22 protein-coding genes and 1 pseudogene are annotated in these 25447 nt (G+C 46.4%); 14 read left to right on the top strand and 9 right to left on the bottom strand.

Going from position 1 to position 25447, the window contains the following annotated elements:
• Positions 1–76 precede the first annotated feature (76 nt).
• Positions 77–508 (bottom strand): hypothetical protein, encoded by a 432-nt coding sequence (locus ABLA33_RS03140; RefSeq protein ID WP_311491000.1) that lies wholly within the window; start codon positions 506–508, stop codon positions 77–79.
• Positions 509–609: 101 nt separating this feature from the next.
• On the opposite strand from ABLA33_RS03140, the gene ABLA33_RS03135 reads away from it, so the two are divergent.
• The 3 genes from ABLA33_RS03135 (at position 610) to ABLA33_RS03125 (ending at position 5149) form a co-directional block, all read left to right on the top strand.
• Positions 610–2382, top strand: a complete 1773-nt coding sequence (locus ABLA33_RS03135) for a family 20 glycosylhydrolase (RefSeq protein WP_347719207.1) — start codon at positions 610–612, stop codon at positions 2380–2382.
• 133 nt (positions 2383–2515) lie between these two features.
• On the top strand, positions 2516–3886 hold the full coding sequence (locus tag ABLA33_RS03130) for a TrpB-like pyridoxal phosphate-dependent enzyme (protein WP_347719206.1): 1371 nt from the start codon (positions 2516–2518) through the stop codon (positions 3884–3886).
• 90 nt (positions 3887–3976) lie between these two features.
• Positions 3977–5149: an iron-containing alcohol dehydrogenase gene (locus ABLA33_RS03125; protein WP_347719205.1), complete on the top strand. Its 1173-nt coding sequence runs from the start codon at positions 3977–3979 to the stop codon at positions 5147–5149.
• 417 nt (positions 5150–5566) lie between these two features.
• Here ABLA33_RS03125 and ABLA33_RS03120 read toward each other — a convergent pair whose 3' ends face one another.
• The 7 genes and pseudogenes from ABLA33_RS03120 to glmS form a co-directional block, all read right to left on the bottom strand.
• Entirely contained in the window at positions 5567–6049 is a 483-nt protein-coding gene (locus ABLA33_RS03120; protein WP_347719204.1) for a hypothetical protein, read from the bottom strand.
• A 99-nt stretch (positions 6050–6148) separates the two neighbouring features.
• A complete protein-coding gene (locus ABLA33_RS03115; protein WP_183695841.1) occupies positions 6149–6460 on the bottom strand; it encodes a DUF4387 domain-containing protein in 312 nt (103 codons plus the stop codon).
• 134 nt (positions 6461–6594) lie between these two features.
• Positions 6595–7953: an acyclic terpene utilization AtuA family protein gene (locus ABLA33_RS03110; protein WP_347719203.1), complete on the bottom strand. Its 1359-nt coding sequence runs from the start codon at positions 7951–7953 to the stop codon at positions 6595–6597.
• Positions 7954–7969: 16 nt separating this feature from the next.
• Positions 7970–9214: a methylaspartate ammonia-lyase gene (locus ABLA33_RS03105; protein WP_347719202.1), complete on the bottom strand. Its 1245-nt coding sequence runs from the start codon at positions 9212–9214 to the stop codon at positions 7970–7972.
• A 61-nt stretch (positions 9215–9275) separates the two neighbouring features.
• Positions 9276–10754, bottom strand: coding sequence for a methylaspartate mutase subunit E (locus ABLA33_RS03100; RefSeq protein WP_347719201.1), 1479 nt, complete (start codon positions 10752–10754; stop codon positions 9276–9278).
• Between the two features lie 22 nt (positions 10755–10776).
• Positions 10777–12141: a methylaspartate mutase accessory protein GlmL gene (gene glmL / locus ABLA33_RS03095; RefSeq protein WP_347719200.1), complete on the bottom strand. Its 1365-nt coding sequence runs from the start codon at positions 12139–12141 to the stop codon at positions 10777–10779.
• Between the two features lie 104 nt (positions 12142–12245).
• Positions 12246–12653 (bottom strand): annotated as a pseudogene (gene glmS, locus ABLA33_RS03090) (methylaspartate mutase subunit S); the annotation flags it as partial.
• 942 nt (positions 12654–13595) lie between these two features.
• Here glmS and ABLA33_RS03085 point away from each other — a divergent pair.
• The 3 genes from ABLA33_RS03085 to ABLA33_RS03075 all read left to right on the top strand — a co-directional run bounded on the left by ABLA33_RS03085 (position 13596) and on the right by ABLA33_RS03075 (position 19848).
• Positions 13596–14789 (top strand): DUF4105 domain-containing protein, encoded by a 1194-nt coding sequence (locus ABLA33_RS03085; protein WP_347719199.1) that lies wholly within the window; start codon positions 13596–13598, stop codon positions 14787–14789.
• A complete protein-coding gene (locus ABLA33_RS03080) occupies positions 14786–16291 on the top strand; it encodes an alkaline phosphatase family protein (RefSeq protein WP_347719198.1) in 1506 nt (501 codons plus the stop codon). The genes ABLA33_RS03085 and ABLA33_RS03080 overlap by 4 nt, the downstream gene beginning before the upstream one ends.
• 128 nt (positions 16292–16419) lie before the next feature.
• Positions 16420–19848: a preprotein translocase subunit SecA gene (locus ABLA33_RS03075; protein ID WP_347719197.1), complete on the top strand. Its 3429-nt coding sequence runs from the start codon at positions 16420–16422 to the stop codon at positions 19846–19848.
• 551 nt (positions 19849–20399) lie between these two features.
• Here the strand turns inward: ABLA33_RS03075 and ABLA33_RS03070 are convergent.
• On the bottom strand, positions 20400–21170 hold the full coding sequence (locus ABLA33_RS03070) for a TIGR02757 family protein (RefSeq protein WP_347719196.1): 771 nt from the start codon (positions 21168–21170) through the stop codon (positions 20400–20402).
• A gap of 126 nt (positions 21171–21296) precedes the next feature.
• Here ABLA33_RS03070 and ABLA33_RS03065 point away from each other — a divergent pair, with 126 nt between their 5' ends.
• The 8 genes from ABLA33_RS03065 to ABLA33_RS03030 form a co-directional block, all read left to right on the top strand.
• The gene (locus tag ABLA33_RS03065) at positions 21297–21911 is read left to right on the top strand and encodes a DUF4468 domain-containing protein (protein WP_347719195.1); all 615 of its coding nucleotides are present in this window, start codon (positions 21297–21299) and stop codon (positions 21909–21911) included.
• A gap of 133 nt (positions 21912–22044) precedes the next feature.
• The gene (locus ABLA33_RS03060; RefSeq protein ID WP_347719194.1) at positions 22045–22299 is read left to right on the top strand and encodes a hypothetical protein; all 255 of its coding nucleotides are present in this window, start codon (positions 22045–22047) and stop codon (positions 22297–22299) included.
• Positions 22300–22311: 12 nt separating this feature from the next.
• Positions 22312–23007 carry a 7-cyano-7-deazaguanine synthase QueC gene (queC, locus tag ABLA33_RS03055; protein WP_347719193.1) on the top strand — a complete coding sequence of 232 codons (696 nt, stop codon included), beginning with the start codon at positions 22312–22314 and terminating at the stop codon, positions 23005–23007.
• Positions 23008–23055: 48 nt separating this feature from the next.
• Positions 23056–23520: a preQ(1) synthase gene (gene queF, locus ABLA33_RS03050; protein ID WP_311490801.1), complete on the top strand. Its 465-nt coding sequence runs from the start codon at positions 23056–23058 to the stop codon at positions 23518–23520.
• Between the two features lie 12 nt (positions 23521–23532).
• Entirely contained in the window at positions 23533–23835 is a 303-nt protein-coding gene (locus tag ABLA33_RS03045) for a septum formation initiator family protein (protein ID WP_311490800.1), read from the top strand.
• 2 nt (positions 23836–23837) lie between these two features.
• The gene (locus ABLA33_RS03040; protein WP_347719192.1) at positions 23838–24191 is read left to right on the top strand and encodes a hypothetical protein; all 354 of its coding nucleotides are present in this window, start codon (positions 23838–23840) and stop codon (positions 24189–24191) included.
• A gap of 159 nt (positions 24192–24350) precedes the next feature.
• Positions 24351–25067, top strand: a complete 717-nt coding sequence (locus tag ABLA33_RS03035; RefSeq protein ID WP_347719191.1) for a DUF4369 domain-containing protein — start codon at positions 24351–24353, stop codon at positions 25065–25067.
• 121 nt (positions 25068–25188) lie between these two features.
• Positions 25189–25447 (top strand): hypothetical protein (locus ABLA33_RS03030; RefSeq protein WP_347719190.1); only part of this gene is annotated, 259 nt, incomplete at its 3' end.

The following is a 25447-nucleotide window of genomic DNA, read 5'->3' as shown; positions in this document are numbered from 1 at the left end:
ATTGCAGCAACAGAGAGGGGCTACCTATTCTTCAAAAACGAAAGGGGCTATATATTCCGCGGCTTTAGTCCTAAACTTATTCTTTACTCAACGTCTCCCAAAAGGATTCAAGATCTTCGTCAAGTCCTGGCAGCAAATTATCATCTATCTGAATCAAATCATCATCTACCAGATAGAGATTAGCCACGGCAGAATTGTCGTCGTCGAAGAGTACAAAAGAATAAGGTTTGAGTACATTCAGAGAATCCATTTCTTCTTTAATATCTAAAATGGCTTCTTTTAGCACAGGTTGGATACGTTCGTAGAAATCTTCCGAAGTATCGCCAAGCCATTCTTCCACAACGCAACGAGTCAGCTCTGTATCGTTGTCATCAAAAATCAAAAGTTCCCCACCTTCTTGCTTCACTTGCAAAATGATATCTGTCATCGGGTAATTCTCCGCCTCAAGGGGAAATTTCGACGCGGCCTTACGCAACGCACGCTGTATTTGTTGAATTGTTCCGGACATAATAACTATTCTTTTATAGGGCGAAGATACGGATAAATCTTATACATCCATAGAATTTCAAGTAAAAACAGTAACTTCGTGGCATACTAAAGCTTATATTTATGACTATTTTTTCATTTCTACGCAACGTGACAAGAGTTTTGTGCGTTGGAGTTCTTCTTTCTTGCACCTCTCTTATGCAAGCTCAAGAGAAAGAAAACGCAGTTTCTCCTGCCTATTCGTGGCGAGGCTGCATGCTTGACCTTTCGCGTCATTTCTTCACCACTGATTTCTTACGGAAGCAGATTGATTTCTTAGCCGAACACAAGATTAACCGTCTACACCTGCACCTTACCGATGCGGGAGGATGGCGCATTGAAATAAAGAAATATCCACGCCTCACGGAGATAGCAGCATGGCGCACGGAATCAGATTGGCACAAATGGTGGATAGGCGGAGATCGTCGCTATCTGCACGAAGGCGATTCAGCAGCTTACGGTGGCTACTATACGCAGGATGAACTACGCGCTTTAGTGGCCTACGCACAAGAGAAGGGTATCACCATCGTACCCGAAATTGAGATGCCGGGGCATAGTGAAGAAGTAACGGCCACTTATCCCGAACTGAAATGCGTGGGCAATGAAGGAGCACAAGCGGATATGTGTCCATCCAATGAAGCCACTTACACTTTTCTTGAAAACGTTCTGCAAGAAGTGATGCAAATATTTCCATCCCACTGGATACACATCGGAGGCGATGAAGCCAGTAGAGATACTTGGCTGAAATGTACGCGTTGCCAGCAAAAGGCGAAAGAACTGGGCTTTAATCATGTGAACGAACTACAAGGCTATCTCATTCGGCGCATACAACGATTCCTCACTCAGAACGGAAGGGAGATGATTGCGTGGGACGAAGCATTGGAGGACACCACGCTTACTGGAGCGACCATCATGGTATGGCGAAATGCTGCGGCAGCTCGCCAAGCCATCCGTCAAGGTAACAAGGTTATCATGAGCCCTACGAGTCATTGCTATTTTGACTATCATCAAGATGCACCCTACCTCCAACCCACGGGAATAGGTGGCTACAACACGTTCAACAACGTTGCTAGTTTTGACCCTGCAACAGGGTTGAGTGCAGAAGAACGTAGCCACATTCTTGGTCTGCAAGGAAATCTGTGGACAGAATTTATTGAAACGCCAGAACATGCAGAATATATGCTCTATCCGCGGGAGTTGGCCATCGCTGAAATAGGACTAAAAGGACGCATTAGCGATATTAGCCATTTCCGACAAAGCATCATTCGCCAATACCCCCATCTCGACAGTTTAGGCATCCACTATTTCGATTTACGCAAAGAAGTTGGCGAACGCCCTGAAAGTCAAACTCCCAAACGCTCTCAAGCTAATGATATAAAGGTGGTCTATCACCGACCATTTAGTACATACTATCCAGCGGGCGGAAATGAGGCACTCATAGATGGCATTTATGGCGGCTGGAGTCACACCGATGGCCGTTGGCAAGGCTTTTGCCAATCCGCCGACACGATACAGAAGCCCTACTGCACGGACCTGACGCTTGATCTTGGCAAGGTAAAAGCAATTCACAATATTGACATGGAGTTTTTGCAGAATAGTGAGGCGTGGATTTATCTCCCAGAAGATTTCCGTATCTCTATTTCTAAGAATGGGCGCAACTTCCGTGAGATTTTCCAAAAAGGAGCACCGCGTGAACCTAACAGCAAACCTCTATACGTTCATTGGAGATGGATAGGAACAAAAAAAGCACGCTACATCCGCCTCCAAGCACGCGCTCCACGCCCTGGAGAATGGGTTTTCAGCGATGAAATTCGCATCAATGAACAAAGGAGAAAATGCGGAACCAAACCATATTAGACAGTCGCCAAAATAACATAAAAAAGCATAATGTACAGAATTAGCCATCAATAGTAACTGCTTTGTCTTAAAGATACTGCATACATGTGCTTACACAAACTAAAAGAAACAACACTTAAACGCTTATCTTTTCATGAAACAAAAGAAGTTTTATTTAGCAGAACAAGACTTACCCAAGCAATGGTATAATATATTGGCAGATATGCCCAACAAGCCTCTGCCTCCTCTCAATCCCGCTACTCGCAAACCGTTATCTGTCGAGGATTTGACACGTATCTTCAATCACGAATGTGCAAAACAAGAGCTCGACACGGAGCACAAATGGATTGACATTCCTGAGGAAGTGCAAGAGAAGTACACCTTCTATCGCTCTACCCCACTTGTGCGTGCTTACGCCCTTGAGAAAGCTCTCGGTACAAAGGCACATATCTATTTCAAAAACGAGTCAGTCAATCCGCTCGGTTCTCACAAAGTCAATTCTGCCATACCTCAGTGCTACTATTGCAAGCAGGAGGGTGACACTAATGTAACAACGGAAACTGGTGCAGGGCAGTGGGGCGTTGCTCTCTCCTATGCTGCGCGTCTTTATGGCTTGGAAGCGGCCGTTTATCAGGTGAAACTCACCATGCAGCAAAAGCCTTACCGCTCCATGATTATGCGCACTTTCGGAGCTACCGTAGAGGGATCTCCTTCCATGAGTACCCGCGCAGGAAAAAACATTATCACGCGCGATCCTCGCCATACAGGTTCACTCGGTACAGCCATTAGTGAAGCCATCGAACTGGCCACAACAACACCTGGGTGCAAATATACGCTGGGAAGTGTACTCAATCATGTCACGCTTCATCAAACCATCATAGGATTGGAAGCAGAAAAACAAATGGAAATGGCGGGAGAATATCCCGACAAAGTTATCGCGTGTTTCGGTGGTGGGAGCAACTTTGGAGGTCTCGCCTTCCCCTTTATGCGCCACGTATTTGATGGCACTCACCCCAATACGGAATTTATCGCAGCAGAGCCCCAAAGTTGCCCTAAACTAACGCGAGGGAAATTTGAATACGACTTTGGTGATGAGGCTGGTTATACGCCTCTTCTGCCCATGTACACACTGGGACACGACTTCAAACCTGCCAATATCCACGCAGGCGGCCTCCGCTACCATGGTGCAGGAACGCTGGTGTCGCAACTTATCAAAGATGGACACATGCACGGTGTAGACATTGCTCAATTAGAAGCTTTCAACGCTGGTCTACTTTTTGCACAAGCGGAAGGTATCATTCCCGCACCTGAGAGCTGTCACGCTATTGCTGCCACTATCCGAGAGGCAAGAAAAGCCGACGAAGAAGGGAAAGCACCAGCTCTCCTCTTCTGCCTAAGCGGACACGGACTCATCGATATGCCTTCCTACGACAGCTTCATCTCTGGCGATTTGCAAAACTATTCACTCAGCGACGAAGAAATCAAAGAAAATCTTACTAAAATACCACACGTTGATATCTCGTAGAGATTTGCAGTACGATAAAAGGATAACAAACAACATGGTGTGTTTATCTACAAACCACGGAATAAGCACACATCTAAACAGAAAAGAGATATGTTAGGAAATTTCACTTATCACAATCCCACAAAGCTTTACTTTGGAGAAAATGCACTCAACAACCTCGCCGAAGAGCTTAAGATGACTGGCTCCACAGTAATGCTCACTTATGGCGGGGGCTCAATAAAACGTAACGGCATCTATGATCGCGTGATAGGATTACTAAAAAAAGCAGGAAAAACTATTGTGGAAGATGCAGGAGTCATGTCGAATCCAACACTGGAAAAGTTGCACGAGGGCATACAAATAGCGCGCAATCAGAAAGTAGATTTCATTCTTGCGGTAGGTGGTGGTTCTGTGGCCGACTACTCTAAAGCAGTGGCGGCTTCAGCCCATTTTGAAGGAGATTACTGGAACACATTTTTTGTTCAGCAGCAAAATCCGCCCAAAGAACAAAAGATTCTGCCCGTTGGATGTGTTCTGACGATGGCTGGAACGGGAAGTGAGATGAACGCAGGAAGTGTCATCACGGATGCAGAGCATACCGCAAAAATCGGACACGTATTCGATGACCGTTTAATACCGCGTTTTGCCATTCTCAACCCGCGTTTCACCATGACCGTTCCCAATGAACAGATGAGAGCAGGTATCTTCGACATATTCAGCCATATCCTTGAGCAGTATTTCTCTGGTACAGACGACAATACCTCAGATTATATTGCTGAAGGATTATTGAAGAGTTTGATTGTGGCAAGTCGCAAGGCTGTGGCAGATCCACAAGACTATGAAGCTCGCTCCAACATAATGTGGACTGCTACTTGGGCATTGAACACTCTCATTGGCTGCGGTAAACGCCAGGACTGGATGGTTCACATGTTTGGCCACTCCATTGGTGCTTACACCCATGCTCCTCACGGTTTTGCCTTATCCGCAGTTTCTCTCCCCTATTATAAACACACACTCCCCTTTGCCGTATCTCGCTTCAAACGCTTTGCCGAAGAAGTGTGGGGCATCTGCCCTTCAGGAAAAACCGACCATCAAGTGGCAGAAGAAGGACTTGCTGCCATGGAAGCCTGGATGAAAGAAATAGGACTCCCCCTAACTATCAGCGAACTAGGAGCAACAAACGAGATGCTTGAGGGAATTGCCAAAGGAACGATTATCCTCGATAGTGGCTACCGCAAACTCACCTTCGAAGAGGTCGTAGACATTTTAAAAGAGAGCATGTAACTTACTGCAAGCAGGCTCCGATTGAAGAGAGCTCTCCTATTCAAGGAAACATCAAAAATTAAGGCTGAATCTTTCAAGAGAAGATTCAGCCCTTTTAGTAAGAGGAATTTTAATCTTGGCATAATTTCAGCACAACCATGCACTCTCTATAAAAAGCGATATTTCATCGTCACGTTGTCACAAACTTTCATAAAATTCTAATGAATATCCCATTACGAGTGTGACAACAAAATTCAGACAGCAATAATTGTTGTCACACTTAGCTTTGTTGTCACCGCAGATACAATAAGGATGTCAGCTGACGGAATAAGGATACCAGCTGATAGCCTTATTGTATTTTCAAACGCAATAAGGATATTTTTAGGTTTCAATATCAGCTATATTTGCTGCTTGGGAAAATCTTTCGCACCGTAGTTCCTATCTCTGCTTTTTTAGTTCACTTTTATCTAAAACCACATAAATTGTGTCAACTACTCGGCCTTGCTGGGCAGCGCCATTAAGACGCTTGGCAACATTTGCAAAGTCTTTATCAAGCACAGTGACATCGTCCACGAAATAATCGGTCTCACCGCGATTGGTAAAGATATTTTTAAGTCCCCAAACCTCGTGGTATTTCAGTTTCACTTTCCACCCCTCAACTTGTGCTTGATAGAGCAGCTGAATCAAGGAGTCTTGATCAGTACGGTCGTTGTCGAATGAGAAAGAAAAAGGGGCGCCACTGGTGTTCATACCCGTTTGTGTGAGATTTAGGCGACCTTCCCAACTATCCCATATCACGCCCTTGCGCGTGAACTCTATAAGGTTCCCTACCTTTTCTCCATTGGAATAGTTTTCCTTACAACTGCTCATCCCTAAGGCAAAAGCCATGAGCATAAGGGCATATAAAAGTTTTTTACTCATAATGATTCTCTTTTGGATGCAGCAAACTTACAAATTTCCGCCGACCAAACAAAAAGTCTGTGCCGGCGGAACTCATCTAATCGTTATTGAAAGAAATTGTTAGATTTCTATTTCCATCCCCATAAGGGGAGCATGCTGCTGTGCTCCATAAACGTCGGTCTCTCCCAAAGCTCCACTGGGGATTGGGCGACGGATAGTTATTTTCACAGCCTTTGCAGGGTCGAAATAAACAAGGTGAAACACATCGGTTTCAGGAATGCCATAGAGGGCACAGAACTTTTCCTTGCTCACAGCTTGTGCAGCTTTCACTTTCCCATACGTCTCGAAGTCCTTAAAAATAACATCGAATGTTAGCTCATAAGGCCCTGAGTTTTTGCTTCGAATGACAGAAGCTATATCTATTAGTTTCATGATTTCACAAATAATTTTTTATCAAATGTCCCTTTGGATTTTCCCCACGGTAAAGCTTCCCACCTTCATCCTACGAATAGCGATTGCGAAATGCCTTTTAGAGAACAACGCAAAGGAACAATGATTTCTTTTTCTTATAGTTCTAACAAATGTATAGGGAACGGCTCACAAGGATCTGCTACGCGCAATAGGTGATAGACGTTGAATTCAAACACCTCTCCCATGCGGCAGTCGCTTGGTGAGAAGGGGAAGGCCAGATTTCCTGCTGTGGAGATGCGTCCCTCATAGCCGTAATGCAACATCGTGCTGCGCGCAAACGAACAGAGCGTATTGGCCTCCTCCTGCGTGGGAGCAACGGCTTCAATGATTATGAGCAACTCGTCGGACGAGGATTCGGGTGTTTCGGGGAACATGTGCATAACGCCTTTCTTACCGTAGACTTTGAAGTCGAGCCATGTATTCCGACTATCTTTCATATTGAAATTGTCCTCCACTCTATTGCGTACACCACGTATCACCTCATCTATCTGACTAATCATAACGGGGTCATGTGTAGCTGCAGGCGAAATTGTGCGATAGCCCACGCGGCGAACACCTTCCAGTTTAATATAATAGTCCTCTGTAGGAACGAACTCAGTACCTCTGACTTCCACTTGGCTTTCGTTCAACTGCGTGAAAGTGGTCTTATGCAAGTCGATAGCACCTCCAGGGCCGGGCAGTTCGTAAGGATTGCTTTTCTCATAAAGTGAATGAGCAGCAACGGAGAGCGTAGTGCATTTACGTTCAGGGTTGAGCGGTTCTACCACAAAACTATCCTTGCGGAGCGTTCCTAACATACAGTCGGAGCCACTTCCTGGCAAAGCCGTGATAGCTGCACACTCCAAGATTTTTCCCATATGGATGGCGAGCGCTTTAGGAAATCCTTTGCTGATGGCAAGGGCTGAAAACTCACACGGGTCGTAAGAGCGGCCTGCAAGAATCACTTGTGCTCCCATTTCTAAGGCCTTCATATATGGCTCTTCGCCCATCTGTCCCACGATGTGAATACATTCGTCAACATTCGCTTCAGTGAGTTCTGGAGCAGGACCAAGCGGAGTAACGTTTCCTTTGCGCAACTCTGCTTTGATATAGTCCTTTTCAAACTCAGCATCAATCACGGCCATCTTAAAATGGAGATGCTGCTCACGCGCTATTTCGCGAATAATATTCACCGTAAGCTCTACGTGTGGACGAGCACCGCAACCGCCAGCCGTTCCAATCATCAGGGGGATTCCCTCCTCCAGAGCGGCAGGTATCATAATAGAAAGGTCGCGCTTCACTGCATTATTGTCCGTAAAACTATAGCCTGCGCCCAAATAGTATGGGCCTGGGTCTGTAGAGCCTGCATCGCAGGCAATGACATCTGGGTGACGACGCATTCCTTCTTTGAAGGATTGCTCTGGAAAGCCATAGCCGAGGATGGCCGTTGGGGATAAAACTTTCAATTCTTCCATAACGAGTCCTCCTTTTCTATTTTGCTGCTCTGACGGCCAATATGCGAGCCATCTCGTTATATACAATCATATAACCCTCGTCCACTCCCATTCCTGGTTTGGCAAGATACTGCACGGGGCGAGTCGCCATAGCAATGTGGGCACATACTTCGGCTGATCGGTTTGTTTCGTTACAAGTACCACCCAAATAAGCGCCCATTCCATGTTCTTTACAATAGAGCACAGCTTCTATAGAGTTGTTAATACCTCCCAAGTCGGGCGTTTTGATTTGTGCCATGTGGCCAGCTTTAGCTTCTGTGAAGTCGCGCACATCCTCAAAGGTGTTGCACCATTCATCGGCCACAATTTCAGCGTCAGTACCGATAGCCTCCATGTGGCGGCGGATAGCAGCCAATGCTTCTATCTGAGCTTGTTTTTCTCCCATATCTACTGGCCCTTCCACACGCAGTTTGAAAGGTTTTGCCACTTCTGCCAATTCGGAGATATACTCGGCAATGCGTTTGAAATCATTATCGAAAACAATTCCGAGCGTTCCGTAAACATCTATGTGGAACACGGGTTGATAGTCGGGGCGCGGTCGTTTCTCAATCACTCTATTGCGAAGCCATTCAACATAAGCGCGGATTTTCTCACCTTGCCAGCCCACTTTGTCCTCTACGTGATTGAATAGCGCGTGAGGTAGTACGGCGGCTGTCTTCATAATCATCTTATCGGCGTTGAGGTAGCGATCATCGCCCGACTGGGTGAAAATAGGAATCATCTCCTCGCTAACTTTTGTGCCATACTCTTCGGCCACAACTTCAGCCATGAGTTTGTGCTGACTCTTGGCCACTGCATCCAAGCAGGCTTGTGTAATGCCGTAGCGGATGGCGGTATGGTAAATCTTACCTGTAGTGGGCGACACCATTTTATCTACGATGTCAGCCAACTCGCGGAAAGAGGTGATTTCTAACCCTTCGTAGCGCGGGGCTATTTCCTTTTCAATGACGGGTATAAAGTCTTTGGCCAAAAACAGAGGGTCGCGGCCGCCCGCACCAGAGTATTGTACGGCAGCACAGTCTCCATGAGCCATTTGGCCATCTTCGAGCAAAAAGAGAACAGATATGGATTCGCCAGCTTGGCGAACGCTGGTAAAGCCTGGTGTAACAGGCTCGCCCGTATAGAAGTTGCCATCGTTGCGTGCTCCAGCTTTGATGGCGCGCTGATCGTCAAAGAAAAAACCTGTTTTCCCTGCTGAGCAAATCACTTTCTTGATTTTCATAGTGGTATCAATTATTTTGTTGTGTTTTGGGTTATTTGTATTGGCGAACTCATCAAAGCCTCTAACCAATCATTATATTCTCTGTTTCTGGACGTCCCACAAGGAACCCCTTTTCTATAGCGTAAACATCGTCTATCACCATTTGCAAACTAACGGGACGACCTTCGTGGCGCGCACGTTCTTCAAGTCGCTCTCGATGAAAGTCTTTCAGAGCTTGAGAGAAAGGAAGATGCCCCATTTCTAAGATGCGTATAGCACCTTTATCATCGCGTGCGGGGAGTACTTTACCCGCGTTGTTGCGGTTAGGCGCAAACGGAATGTCAAGAACGCCGGCTTCGAAACCAGCCACTGCACCGAGAGCCATATCGCCCTTGCCCAGTTCCTCTACCTTATCGAGGATACATTTCATTTCGGCTTCAATGATTTCCGACTCCTTGATAACTTCAGGTATGTTGCGGAGATCTTGGTCGCGAAGCATTGAGATGAGCTGTTTTGTTGCGCGAAGTCCCGAAGCATTGGCTTCTTTCGTCGGCACGCCATAGGCCTCGTGTGGGGTCTTTACGATAACTTTTGTGGCCTTTGCCAAAGCGGCAGCAGCAGCTCCCCAACTGATCACGCCGAAGGCTTTGGATTCGTCTTGGGGGAATCCGCCCATCCATTGGTGGAACACGGTTGTAATGCGAGTATCGTCAAAACCATACTTGTGCATATACTTCTTGGCCATTCGGTCAAGGGCGCGGATGGCTGCAACGTCTTGTATCAAATTGCCGCACTGGCCATAACCCACAGTTAAATCCTTCACGCCTTGGGTCGCTGCGAGCAATCCTTCGATAATGGCTACTGAGTTACTGATACACGGCGGAATCAGCGTACCTGTCAGCGGGCCGAAGGGTTCGCGATTGATGCTAACGCCAGCTTCTTCATACATGCCGATAAGACGGTCCGTATATTGCCAATGACGAATAGTTTTTGCTACAGAATGATTCTTGGAGTACGGAATATTATAAGAGATACCGCCGCCCTCAAAAGAGGTGAAACCGCCCGCCATCGTTATTTCGGTGAGCAGTCGAGCATCGGGCGTACCGTGGCGCACCTGCACTGGATTGCGGAGCGCAGAAGTAACAATGCGGCAGATATTGACACCGTAATTGACAGCAGGGAAACCATTGAGCATAGAACGGCCGGATATTTTACTTTTCTCAATGCCCACTTCCACTTCATTATAGCGATTTAAGCGCGTATAGCTGTCGATTGTAGTCGGCAGAAGGTCGGCTCCGCCTTTGTCCTCAAGAAATTGCAACAGTTCTATCTGCTCGCGATAGAGAGCCACACCTGCACGCGGCTGTATCAATGTCACCTTGTCGGCAACGGCCTTTTGAAGTTTTTCGCCAAAACGTTTTTCACGAGGAATCTGAAGCTGGTAGTCAACAGCATCTTGGAAATTTACCCCACCACCCGTGGGCCACTGGGCCAAGACTTCTTGTCGCTCGGCCATAAATTCACCTTCTGGAATTCTTTCGTTTTTTAGTTTGGTTTCCATATTGGTATTATAAGATTATTAGTTATACTGAACAAGAGCCTTTTCCCACTTCCTTCAAAGTAGCCCTCATCAGTTCGAAAGCCAATTCTGGATTTGTTTGAGAGAGCATGCCCATAGCAGCAAATATATACTGGCCATCGAGCATGAGGCGTGGACGGTGCGGTTTAGCTATCTCGGGATGGCGCAGATCATATACACTGCCTTTTAGAATCTCTTCTGGATGACTGCTCCCTAAGAGTACACCGCCAATGCCTATCATCAGCGGCACCTGCATCAAGTCTTTTCCTTCCAAAGTGTGCATCAATCCGAGCGGAGTATAAACATCGGCCATACGCCCACAATGACGCTCAACGGCCACAGAGACGGCCATGCGCCCCAGCAGTTCTTCCATTTGCTTTTCTTCGCTATCGGCTAAAGCCAGTGTTTCGGGCTGGGCCACACAACGTTCCACCCAACTGCGAAGTTCGGCAGACGGATTTTCCATCTGCTCCAACACATGAGGAAGACTATAACGCATACCCAAATCGCCTTCTACGGTGCGCTTACTCCAAGGTTCTGGAAGCCCCTTAGTAAGCGTACTTTCCACCGTTGGCTCTCCCGAAGCCATGGAATAGACATCCGTGGTAGCACCTCCCACATCGACAGCCATCAAGTCGCCCAAACCTTCTTGTTGCTCCGTTCCTCGACTCAGTAGCTCGCAGGCTTGCAACACGGCAAGCGGTGTGGGAATAATTTGGTGAGGAGTCTGAGCTTGCACCCTTTTAAGGCCTTTGGCTTCAACGATGCGAGAGATGAATAACTGACGAATGGCATCTCGCGCAGGCTCAATATTGAGTCGGTTGAATTCGGGCATCACATTCTCTGTCAGCACATAGGGTTTGCCTGCTGCTTCAAAGATTTCGACAATCTCGTCGGCCGCACTTTTATTGCCTGCCACGATGGTTGTAAAAGGTCGTGGAATGGAGCAGAGACGGCGCGCATTGGCCGTTATCACTTCTTTGTTGCCCCCATCCGTACCGCCACAGAGCAACACGAGGTCGGGATTCAAATCGTAAATTTCTTGCTCCTCACGTTTGCTTATCTCGTAGGCAAACGTCTGCATCACTTTCGCTCCTGCATTAGAGGCGGCAGTGCGCGCGGCTTTTGCTGTTAGATCGGGAACAAGGCCGAGCGCCACCATCTTTAGTCCGCCGGCGGCACTGCTACAGACGAGCATATCGTCCCATACGAAATCGCCCAACGCATCCAAGGCGCGTTGAAGTCCTAAGGTGACATCGTCGGCTATCGTCGTGAAGGCGCGCGCCGTGCCCACAATCTTTCGCAAGTCGCCATCGATGGCTGTCACTTTCGTGTAAGTACTGCCTATGTCGACTGCTAAATATTTCATAACAGAGTACTTTCAGTGGTTGTTCCAACAGTTGTGGCCGCTTGTAGGGTCGAGTTTTTCATGGCTTCTTCCCCATCTTCCGCCATTTCGACCGCTGGTTCTGTCAGTCCTACAGCTCTACGGATATCAACGAGCGTACATTCTATCGGGGTGTTGGGAGGATAAACATAATCGAAGCCCATCTTACGGAAGCGCGCTTCAACATCTTTGAAGTCTTGCTTACCCACCACGAGGTTACCTCCTACGAAGAGAGGTAATCCTTTGAGACCGGCCTCATCACACTTTTCGCGGAACCCCATACAGTCGATCTCGCCGTGTCCATAAAGAGACGACACAATGATGGCATCAGCTTGCGTTTCAACAGCTGCCTCTATAAATTCTTCCTGAGAGACCATCACACCGAGGTTTACCACGTTGAAGCCTTTTTGCTTCAGCGTTAAATCAATAATCTTATTGCCTACGGCATGGACATCGGCTCCAATAACGCCAATGACAATTGTTTTTTTATCCATAGCATAATCTTTTTTTATTAGTGAAGGTCTGCGGACGAAAAGCTTCGTACGTTCAGCGAGCAAAACTCGCTTACTCGAAAATTGCTAAATTCTTTCCACTGATACTCACTGTCGGTTATTTTTAGTGTCAGATTAACATTACGCCGCCTAATATAAGGCGTTAAATTTGAAACTTTACATTTTTTCAAAGGTTTTTTTGATAAAAAACTTTCTTTTTGCCAAAAAACTGCTTTTCGGCATGTTTTCACAAACTTTTATACACTATTCGGAGGGGAAATAAGGAGAAATCTTGACGAAGAGAAGGAAAAGAACTGAAGCTTGTATTTTGTCAAAAATCTTCGTATTCTATAGGCCTGAGAATCGTTTGAAATCCAACTCAAACGCCTTCGGCCGAAAAGAACGCCGTTTTGAAACACCACTACAATAAGGCAATTTCTAATTCCTCAAGGAGAAAATAAAATTTCTATAGGCGGAATTAAAATTCCTATAAGGGGAATTTCAAATACAATAAGGATGTCAGCGGACGCAATAAGGATTTTGGCGGACAACTTTATTGTATTTTCATCCAAAACAAGGATAAAAAGAGATTTTTGAGAGAAAAAAGTGGGTTTCTTTGAGAGAAGAAGTCATCTTTTTAAGAAGGAGAAGAACGCAAGACTGAGAGATTCAACTTTGAAGCACTTTTTCTCGCGCTAGATTGAAAAAGTTGTTTGTCAAATAATCAGACGGTAAAATAGGAAGGTTTGGTAGCAGCATGGAAAAAGACTTTACGCAGATTTATAGGAACCATGGAAAGCTGGAAGGGAGAACGAGAAAAAAGATTCGAAGCAGAGAAAGGAGAGAAGAAACTTCGGCATATTTTTCTCTATATTTATATATAGGAGTGATTTTATCACAAACGAAAAGGATTGGTTACGTTTGTTTTCGTAACTTTGCAGCCGAATGCGCAAATACTTGTACATATTGATTTCTTGGTTGCTCGCGTTGCCATTAGCCGCCCAGTCCGACTCGCTCAAAGCCAGTCTGCTGACATGTGCTCCAGGCACGAAGAGTTACGAGCTTTACGGCCATACGGCTTTGCGCATTCAAAACACAAAAACGGGCGACGATTGGGTATTTAACTACGGGATTTTTTCTTTCCAAGATGTCGGCCGCTTTACCTGGGAATTCACGCTCGGAAAGGCCGACTATATTCTCGGAGTGACAAGTTTTCCCGATTTTGCAGCCGAATATACTGAGCGACAACGCCCCGTGAGAGAACAAAAGCTCAATATCTCTTCCCAACAAACGTCAGAACTTTTCCAGAATCTTGTGCTCAACGCGCAGCCTGAGAATAGAAGTTATCGTTATAACTTTCTGCGTGACAACTGCACCTCACGGGCTATTGACATGATAGGAAAAGTGGCACCGTTCGCCCTTCCTGCTGATAAGCAGCCCTCTACGACCTATAGGGATATCATTCATAGCTATACACAGGATTCTCCGTGGTTAGAATTTGGACAAGACCTCATTCTGGGATGTGACGTGGATACACTGCTAAATCAGCACGCACGAATGATGTTCCCCCTCTTGGCCGAACAAATGCTTACGCAAGCCACCACAAAAGACAGCTTGGGCAACAGCATACCTTTGCTAAAAGATGAAACGATAGTAGTAAACGTGCCACAAGCTGCGGCTTCTGCCACGCCCTTTACTCCACTCATGGTGGCTATACTGCTCTTGTGCTCTACTGTAGCACTTAGTTGGACCGAACTCCGCACGGGACGTGTTTTTCACCTTTTCGATAACACGCTAATGCTGGTGCAGGGCTTGGCAGGTTTGGTGGTTTTTGTGCTGTTCTTCTTCTCTGCTCAACCAGCGGTAGGAAGCAACTGGCTCATAGGCGTCCTCAATCCGCTCCCTCTTGTTTGGCTTCCCATAAAAATAATGCGTGAACACCGAGGCTTACAGGACTATTACTTCCCCCTATACGGGACACTCGCAGCCGTATTCACTTTGGCTGTAACTGGCCTACAATTACAAATAATCCCTACAGCCATGCTGCTTTTGGCATTGTGTTTGCTAATGCGCGGGCTTATTTCTATCATCCGCTGGCGATGCAGACCGCTGCTTGCTGGCACTTCTTCTGACAAATGACTACAAAACAAGGACGATTCCTCATATCCCTTCTCACCGCAATAACGGTGTTGGCGGCTGCAGAACCTGCAGCGGCTGGAACGGCCGTCCCGCGTCTTGTAGTGAATATACTTGTTGACGGATTGCGCAGCGATTACGTTCAGGCTTTTATGCCGCTTTACGGCCCCGATGGCTTCCGCCGATTGATCGGACAAGGACTTGTCTATTCACAAGCAGAAAATCCTTCGGCTTGGGCCGACCACGCTGCAACGGCAGCAACTATTTCCACAGGTACAACCCCTTCCGATCATGGCATCATAGGCTTGCGCTGGACGGACCGCAAGACATTGCGCCCCGTGTTCTGCACCGGTGCTAACGACAGTCCGCAATATCTGAGCGTCTCCACACTGGGAGACGAAATGAAGATAGCTACCAATGGACGGGCCCTCGTCTATTCCATAGCTCCTTTTAAAGAATGCGCTATCCTAACGGGGGGCCATTCTACAGATGCTACTGTATGGATGGATGCACGGACTGGACGCTGGACTACTTCTGCATATTTCGGAACGTTGCCTTCATGGGTACGCGCTGAGAACAATCAAACGCTGCCAACGCTTTGGAAGCCGCTCAACGAATTGGTGGGTAATTTCAACTACTTCCCCTCGGGAGGAATGAAAAAGCCTTTTGCCCACAAACTCACGGCAAATCAGCTTCCGACAAGCGGACTTGTGAACGAAATGGTGGCTCGCCTTGCATCAACGGCTATAAACGGCAGTATGTTGGGGCAGGACGAAATTTCGGATCTCTTATCGCTCACATTCTACGCTGGCGGAAAGCCATCAATGGAACTACAAGACACGTATGTTCGTCTTGACCGTTCCTTGGCAGAACTTTTGCAGGCAATAGACCGACGCATCGGTTTGCAAAACACTTTGATAGCTCTAACGTCTACTGGGACGTCCGAAGAAGACGAAGAAGAAGATTTACACAAATATAACGTGCCGACGGGGGCATTCGACATGAAGCGATCAGCTTCTTTGCTCAATATGTACCTCGCAGCAGTCTATGGACAAGGAAACTATGTAGAGGCGTGCTACGGACGGCAGATATACCTCAACAGGAAGTTCATAGAAAACAAGCAAATCAATCTTGGCGAACTTTTAGAACGTTGTCAGGATTTCCTACTGCAACTTGACGGCGTAAAGGATGTTTATACCTCACAACGCCTCATACAAGGAGCTTGGACGCCAGGCATTAGCAAAATTCGCAACGGATATAACGCGCGCACTTCGGGCGACATCCTCATTGAGGTGGCTCCCGGTTGGCGCTACACCAATACTGACGATCAGAAAAACCAACAGGTTCGGGCAACATATATCCCGTTTCCTATTATTTTCTTTGGTTACGGCATCACCCACGAGGAGATAACAACGCCCGTAACCATCGACTACATCGCCCCAACACTCAGCAAGGCGATTCGTATTAGAGCCCCGAACGGTTGCAAGCTACAGCCGCTCAAATAATGGCTACAATTCGTTTGTCGCAAGTGAACGGTGACAAACACCTCGTTGCTACCACTCATTATATATATAGTGACGCAACATTACAACAACTTTATTTATTCTCCATTTGATAACAAAAAAATACAAATATGGATATAATTAAATTCCTTCAAAAGCTATTCGGCGACAAGAGTCAGCGCGACATGAAGCTGATTCAGCCGCTTGTAGAAAAGATTAAGGCCGCCGCCGCTGAGATTGAGGCGCTCGACAATGATGGCCTTCGAGCTAAGACGCAAGAACTGAAAGAAAAAGTTCAGCACTCTGCGGACGACATCAAGGAAAAGATAACCGAGCTCAAAGCAAAGATTGAAGAAACTCCTATTGAGGACCGCGAACCGATTTTCAATCAAATCGACAAACTCGAAAAGGATGTTCTCGAACGCTACGAAGAAGCACTCAACGAAGTTATGCCCCAAGTGTTCGCTATTGTTAAGGACACGGCGCGCCGCTTTACTGAAAACGAAATCATAGAGGTTACAGCTAACGACTTCGACCGCGAACTGGCCACCACACACGACTTCGTTACCATTGAAGGAGAGAAAGCTCTCTATAAGAACCACTGGATTGCTGGTGGCAATGAGGTAACGTGGAACATGATCCACTACGATGTTCAGCTCTTTGGTGGTGTTGTTCTGCATCAAGGTAAAATCGCCGAAATGGCTACGGGTGAAGGTAAGACACTTGTATCTACGCTGCCCGTCTTCCTTAATGCACTGACAGGTAACGGAGTTCACGTCGTGACTGTGAACGACTATCTCGCCAAGCGTGACTCTGAATGGAACGGCCCAATATATATGTTCCATGGTTTCAGCGTTGACTGCATCGACAAACACGAACCTAACTCACAGTCGCGCCGTCAAGCTTACTTGGCTGATATTACATTTGGTACGAATAACGAGTTTGGTTTCGACTACCTTCGTGATAACATGGCAATGAGCCCAGCAGATCTCGTACAGCGCGGACATAACTTCGCGATTGTCGATGAGGTCGACTCAGTGCTTATTGATGACGCTCGTACGCCGCTGATTATTTCTGGTCCTGTACCTAAGGGCGACGACCAGATGTATGAGCAGTATCAACCGCTGGTAGAACGCCTAGTAAATGTTCAGCGAAAACTCGCCACCGAGTATCTTGCCGAAGCGAAGAAACTTATTGCTGAAGGAAAGACAGAAGAAGGATTCCTCTCCCTCTATCGCAGCCACAAGGCTCTGCCTAAAAACAAACCGCTCATTAAGTTCCTCTCCGAACCGGGCGTAAAAGCTGGTATGCTCAAGACGGAAGAAATCTACATGGAGAATAACAACAAACGAATGCCCGAAGCTGTCGAGCCGCTTTACTTTGTTGTTGATGAAAAGATGAATTCTGTCGACCTGACGGATAAAGGTAGTGCTTGGTTGGCTAAAGAAGTGAACAACGACAAACTCTTTGTCCTCCCCGACATTACCTCTGAAATGTCAGAAGTAGAAGCCGACACAACGCTGAGTGAGCAAGAGCGCGTTGACAAGAAAGACCAAATGCTGGCTGAGTACGCAATCCAGAGCGACCGTGTACACACTCTCCTGCAGCTCCTCAAAGCCTACTCCATGTTTAATATCAACGAAGAATACGTTGTTATGGACGGACAGGTGAAAATCGTGGACGAGCAGACGGGTCGTATTATGGAAGGCCGCCGCTGGAGCGATGGTCTGCACCAGGCTGTTGAAGCAAAGGAGCATGTGAAAGTAGAAGCTGCTACACAAACCTTTGCTACCATTACTCTACAGAACTATTTCCGTATGTACCACAAACTCTCCGGTATGACAGGTACTGCATCTACGGAAGCAGGTGAGTTCTGGAATATCTATAAGTTGGACGTAGTGGAGATTCCAACAAACCGCCCCATCCTCCGCAACGATATGAACGACCGCGTATACCGCACGCAGCGTGAGAAGTATAAGGCCGTTATCGAAGAAATTGAAAAGATGCGCCTACAAGGCCGTCCAGTGCTCGTGGGTACCACTAGCGTTGAGGTCAGCGAGCTTTTGGGCCGTATGCTTGACTTGCGTCGCATCCCACATCAGATTCTTAATGCAAAACTTCACCAACAGGAGGCACAGGTTGTTGCGCAAGCAGGTAAGAGCACATTGGGCAAGTCCTATATTGCTGCCGATGGTACTGCGTTTGGTGATAAGCAAAGCGCCGAACTATATCAGAAGAGCATCAACGACAATACTCCGGGTGAAGTTCGCGAAGAAGAACGCCTCTTGGGTGCAGTGACTATCGCCACAAACATGGCAGGTCGTGGTACCGACATCAAACTTTCCGACGAAGTAAAAGAAGCTGGTGGTTTGGCCATCATAGGTACGGAGCGCCACGAAAGTCGTCGCGTCGACCGTCAGCTGCGCGGTCGTGCCGGCCGTCAAGGCGACCCAGGCTCTTCAGTATTCTTCGTAAGCCTTGAAGATAAACTTATGCGCCTATTTGCTAGCGAACGTATCGCCAAAGTTATGGACCGACTCGGTTTCAAGGATGGTGAGATGATTGAAGCTAAGATGGTGAACAACTCCATTGAGCGTGCGCAAAAAAGAGTGGAAGAAAACAACTTCGGTATCCGTAAGCGTTTGTTGGAATATGATGATGTGATGAACAAGCAGCGTACTGTAATCTACGAGAAACGCCGCCACGCCCTCATGGGAGAGCGCATAGGCATGGATATCTCCAATATGATTTGGGACCGCATTGTTACCATTATCGACAGAGCAGGCAACGACTACGAACGCTGCCGCGAACAGTTCCTCGACATTATGGCGATGGAAGTTCCCTTCACAGAGGAAGAACTGCTCAATAAGAATCGCGACGAACTCAAGGAACAATCTTTCCAAGCAGCAGTAGCTAATTTCCGCCGCCGTACAGACCGCTTGGCTGAAGTGGCTATGCCTGTCATCAAGCAGGTGTATGAAAACCAAGGCGAGCAATATGAGAACATTCTCATTCCTATCAGCGACGGACGCCTCGTTTATAACATCCGCACAAATCTGAAGCAGGCTTACGAAAGCGAGAGCAAGGAAGTGACACGCGACTTTGAGAAGGCCATTCTACTTCACAACATTGACGATGCTTGGAAAGAGAACCTCCGCGCTCTCGACGACTTGAAGAAATCTGTGCAGAATGCGTCCTACGAACAGAAAGATCCGCTTCTCGTCTTCAAACTCGAAAGTGTGAAACTCTTTGACGACATGGTGGACCGCATTAATAACAACAGCGTTAGCACTTTGATGCGCTGCCAGATTCCTGTAGCAGCTCCCGAAGAGGTTCGTGAAGCCGAAGAGGATGTTCACGAAAATCAGAACTATACTACCAATCGCGGTAGCGAAGACCCTATGGCTGATCCCGATCAGCAGGCTGCAGCAGGACAGGACACACGTGCTCAACATCCGCAGCGACCTATCGTGAAAGACAAGATGCCGGGCCGCAACGATCCTTGTCCATGTGGTAGCGGCAAGAAGTTTAAGAACTGCCACGGCAAAGGCATCGTTTAATACATGCTATCTATGACGTAGGCTGACAAGCCTAAATGACATACACATATTTACAAAGGCAGCCACTCTCCTCTGCGGGTTGAGTGGCTGCCTTTTTCCGTTTTCTAACCTTATTTGTCGAAAGCATCCGAAAGTTGCCTATCCTCCTACTATTACCGCCTAATTCTTTTACATTATACCAGTTGCAAAGAGAAGAGGAAATTTCTCTAAATCAAGCCACAAACTCAGTTTTTATACATTACGAAGGATTCGCCGGAGAGGAAAAACTCTGTTCCCTCTTTAGAAGAGTCTTTTCAATAAGGAAAAACTTTTCGACATTCCATTTTTATCGAAAAGCAGAAAAGAGGAATCTGTAATTTTCCTTATTGTATCCGTCAACACAATAAGGATATTCACCAACTCAATAAGGAAGCCAAGCAGCAACCTTATTGTATTCATCACTCAGAAAGAAGATAGATATACACAGCACATAGAAGGATGGAAAAGAAAGCCTCCCTCAGCCACTTAAAATAAGAATTCTGTTTACAAAAGTCGGCAAATGCTATTTTTCCTTATTCTTCCACAAATTCAGCCGCATTCACGCCGACACCAAAGAGGGCGAAATCGGCACGTAGAGGGTCGTCGGGAAAAACTTCAAGTAAGCGGTCGGAAAGTCTCTTTACGGCCGACATAGAAGCAGTGCGAGAGGATACAAGTCCGAGTGAGAGAGCTTGATTCAAAACATGGGTATCCAAAGGAATAAGAAGAGAGCGCTTGTCGATGAAGGTCCATAATCCTAAATCCACGGGAGAAGCATCACGCACCATCCAGCGCAGAAACATACAGACACGCTTACAAGAAGATTTAGCAGTTTTCGGTACCAAATGCCCTACATCCCATCGACAGAAATAAGCAGTCAACGCCTCAACGGCTTGCAGTCCTGTTGTGACACGTTGCTGCACAAACTCACCCAGCGTTCCATATTCATGCAAGAGCGCATAAAGTCCCTCCAAGAATTGGCGTACATGATGCCACTGGTCGAGGCGATAAAAACAACGCGCCTCATCGGGCACATCGTTACGAAAAGTTCCACTTCGCAGCCAAGTATCGAGTTGTCCGGCAGAAACATCAAGAAAAAACTGAATACGCGGGAAGAAGAGTCGCCTATTGCCATAACTAAACACAGAAGCAATGAAGCCCATCAACTCCTGATTACTCTGCCCCTCCACCTTGTGCATGAAACAACTCGGGTCTTCCGTCAAGAATTCTGGCACCTCATATTTCTTAGCCGCAGCATCCAACATTGCAGTCAAACGCTTCTTTCCTATTCGCTTTTTTCCCATACAGCCGCAATATTACGATTTTTTTGCAAAAGAGCGAATCAGAAAGTATCCACATTTATTTAGTTTTTTCGCACAACAGACCGAAAGTAATTCATTATATTTGCACACAAACAAAAATAGAACACAATGAAAATCTGCAAACTACTTTTCCTGCTCCTCCTCTTGCCGCTGACAGTTGTGGCTCAAACAGAACAGAAATATCTGAAAGGTGCAGTTCCTGTCAATGAACAAGGTGTGGTGGTCTTCAGCCATACCTACGATGTGCCTAACACAAACAAAACCGAAATTTTCAAACGCCTCACCGACTTCACGCAGCAGCAACTCATCAAGGGAGAGAACGCACTACCTCAATGCCGCATTGTGGAGAACGACGAAGCCAACGGCCTCTTGGCTGCACGCATCGAGGAATATCTCTACTTCAAGAAAAAAGCATGGGTGACCCATCGCACGCGCTTCTTCTATGATGTTATCTACCAGGTAGAGGACAACAAATTCACGGTGTCTCTGCAACGACTCCATTATATATATGAGCCAGAAGAGACTCCAAACGACAAGTTGCAAGACTACCGCGCTGAAGATTGGATTACAGACGCTAACGCGCTCAATCCAAAAGGTCAATTGACCCGCATGGCTGGAAAATTTCGCCGCTTCACTATCGATCGCAAAAACGAGATATTCCGTGAAGCCGCCAAAGCCGCAGGCGCACAACTGAAAACAAGAACAGTTGTCGTAGAGGAATAAGAAAAAGAACAAAAGACTTCAAGAAAAAGTTGTACGCACGGGATGTGAGCAAACTCTGTTCACATCCTGTCTTAGCTTACAAGTATAGGCATTCTGCAAAGAATTCACTAATTTTGCAGGAAATACAGATTTTATGGCTGCACGAAAACCCATAGTACTCTATACCAAAGAGGAAGTGAAAGCTCTGACTGATTGGCTCGTGGTGCACAAGGACCAAATGCCCGATTCGCTAGAGCTCGACCAGGCGACAATTATTCCGGATGTAAAGAAGACGTGCCATCTCATGAGCGAAATGGCGCTGGAATCGTATGAACGTCCCGGTCTGAAAGGTCATATAGAAATTCTCTTTCGCATTCAAAAGAAGCTGCAAGATCTGGGAATAGGATAGCAATAGAACACAATGAACAACGATAAAGTATTAGTAGTATTCAGTGGCGGACAAGACTCCACCACCTGCCTCTACTGGGCAAAATCCCACTTCAAAGAGGTCTACGCACTTGCTTTCATATATGGTCAGAAACACGTACTGGAAGTGGAACTGGCAGAGAAGATAGCCAAGAAAGCAGGCGTACATTTCGACAAAATGGACGTGAGTTTCATCGGGAGTTTGGGCAAAAACTCGCTGACAGATACCTCTCTGGAGATGGATCAAGAAAAACCCGCTAATAGTTTCCCTAACACGTTTGTACCTGGGCGCAACATGTTCTTTCTGAGCATCGCTGCTGTCTATGCACGCGAGCGCGGCATCTTCCATCTTGTCACGGGCGTTTCACAAACAGATTTCTCAGGCTATCCAGACTGTCGAGATTCTTTCATCAAGAGCCTTAATGTGACGCTGAATTTAGCCATGGACGAACAGTTTGTTATCCACACGCCACTCATGTGGCTGGACAAATGCCAAACATGGGCCTTAAGTGACGAGCTGGGTGTGCTGGACTTAGTGCGCCACGAAACTTTGACGTGCTACAATGGCATAGCAGGCGATGGTTGCGGACACTGTCCCAGCTGCAAATTGCGTAAGCATGGCCTTGACGCCTACCTCAAACTCAAAGCAGCAGGTAAGACACCTTTCGAGGTGATGCACCCGCAAGAATAAAGCGACCAGCAAAGAATGGTCGGATTTTATATTCCTTTATAATATATTATGGCTTCAAATAGAGAAAACGAAGGTCTGAACACGCTGGGGCGTAAGACCGAATACAAGAGCGATTATGCTCCAGAGGTGTTGGAATCTTTTGTCAACAAACACCCCGACAACGATTACTGGGTACGCTTTAACTGTCCAGAGTTCACCAGTCTCTGCCCTATCACGGGACAGCCTGATTTTGCAGAAATTCGCATCAGCTACATTCCTGATGTACGCATGGTGGAGAGCAAGAGCCTCAAGCTCTATCTTTTCAGCTTCAGAAATCACGGCGACTTCCACGAAGATTGCGTGAACATTATCATGAAGGACCTCATCAAGCTGATGGATCCAAAATACATCGAAGTGACGGGTCTCTTCACCCCGCGCGGTGGCATCAGTATCTTTCCCTATGCCAACTATGGTCGAAAAGGCACGAAATATGAAAAGCTTGCTGAATATCGCCTCCAGCAGCATGATCTCTAAACCTTAACTCTCATGGCACCTCTCGCAAGCATTGGTAGGTTTGTACTGAAACATAAGTATCTCTTTACAAGTATATTCTTCCTTCTTGTCATTGGACTACTCGACAACAATAGCCTCTTTTATCGCTATCAACTACATCAGCGTAACCAGGAGATGCTCGAACAGATTGCAAACTACGACAAACAATACGAAGCAGACTCCAAACGTATGCGCGAATTATCTCAGAGTCCGAAAGCTGTGGAGGACGTGGCGCGCGTGAGCCTTGTCATGAAGAAAGATAATGAGGACGTTTACCTCATAGAAGAAAAGAAATAATAATGGAACGACTCTTTCAACTGGGAGGTATCCTCCTACTTATTGGTGCAGTACTCCCCATCTTTCTTAGTCAGGAGAATTTCATCTATGCAGCAATAGTCTACACCATTGGAGCTATCCCCTTTTCCGTTGTGCAGTTTCGCCAACACTACAAGGGGCAGGACATCGTGATTCGTCGCCTACGTCGACAACAGGTGTCAGGAGCTATCCTTCTGTTAGTTACAGCAGTTCTGATGTTCACAGAATACTTTCACATACGGCCGCTGACAGGCGATTTATGGAAACTTTCTCTCTGCATCGCAGCTATATTTGAAGTTTACTCCGCCTTTCGCCTCTCATCCCTTAATAAGGAATAAGTACAGATAACTCTCTCCGAGCCACTCTTCTAAGGAGTCGAAGATTCGTTAAAAGCCTTGGACCAATAGTTAAATGTACTATAAAACAACATTTTCTAACAATTAGGACTAACCATTTTCATTGCCGCAATGTATATTTGCAACACAAAAGAAAAAGACATGCGACAATTTTTATTACTACTTATATCCAGTTTGTTTCTGACTTCATGCACGGAACAATACAACATAGCTGGTAATTCGACAGTACCCGTTCTGGACGGGCGCATGCTCTATCTGAAAGTAACGCCCAATGGAGTTACGTCAGAAAACATAGACTCTTGCAAAGTGATACACGGCAGATTCAACTTCTTTGGAGCCGTGGATTCTATCGTACTTGCGCAAGTGTGTATGGAGAACGAGAATGTGATGCCGATTGTCTTAGAGAATGGTAATCTCACAATATCTGTGGATAATCTTGGACAGCGCGTATCTGGAGGGCCGTTAAACGACCGCCTCTATAAATTCTACCGACAGAAGAACCGCATTGACAACGAGATGTGGGAAATACAGGAAAAAGCCATTAAAATGATGAGAATGGGTTATTCCATGGATGTCATCAACAAGAAGTTTGGGAAAAAGGCCGATGCGCTCAATAAGAAATCAGAAGACTTGGAAACAAACTTTATTGTAGAAAACTCTAACAATGTTTTAGGTCCTGGATTCTTTATGATTCTGTGCAGTCAGTACCCGACCCCTGTTATAACAGAACATATTAACAATATCCTGCAAAGAGTTCCTTCTACGTTCTTCTCAAATCCCTGCGTGAAATCCTATATTAATAGGGCAAAGCAAAACCCAATGAGTAAGCCTTTCAACAAATCTTGTGTATATAATTAAGAAAGAATAGCTTTCTCCTCTTTATCATGCCTTTACCTTTACTCGCAGACGTATTTTTCTAAAAATTTTGCCTATCGGATGGATTGGAGTATCTTTGCCAAGCAAATAGCTTCGTATCAGAATGCAGCTTACAATTGACATAGGAAACACACGCGCAAAGGCGTCGATATTTGATAAGGACAAACTTGTTTTTCAAACAGCTTGGACCAATAACGATGAGGAAGAAATTCTTAATATCATTCAGAAATTCAAGCCTACGCGCTGTGCATTCTCTAATGTTGGGCATGAACACCTACTTATCACAGAGGCTCTCCATCGCTTTGGTATCCCAGTGCTTCGCGTTAGTGCAACCACTCCCTCGCCAGTACACAATCCTTTTC

Source organism: uncultured Alloprevotella sp., assembly GCF_963536905.1.
Taxonomy (GTDB): Bacteria; Bacteroidota; Bacteroidia; order Bacteroidales; family Bacteroidaceae; genus Alloprevotella.
Note: the sequence above shows the minus strand (reverse complement) of the source record. Positions and strands in the feature narration are given on the sequence as shown.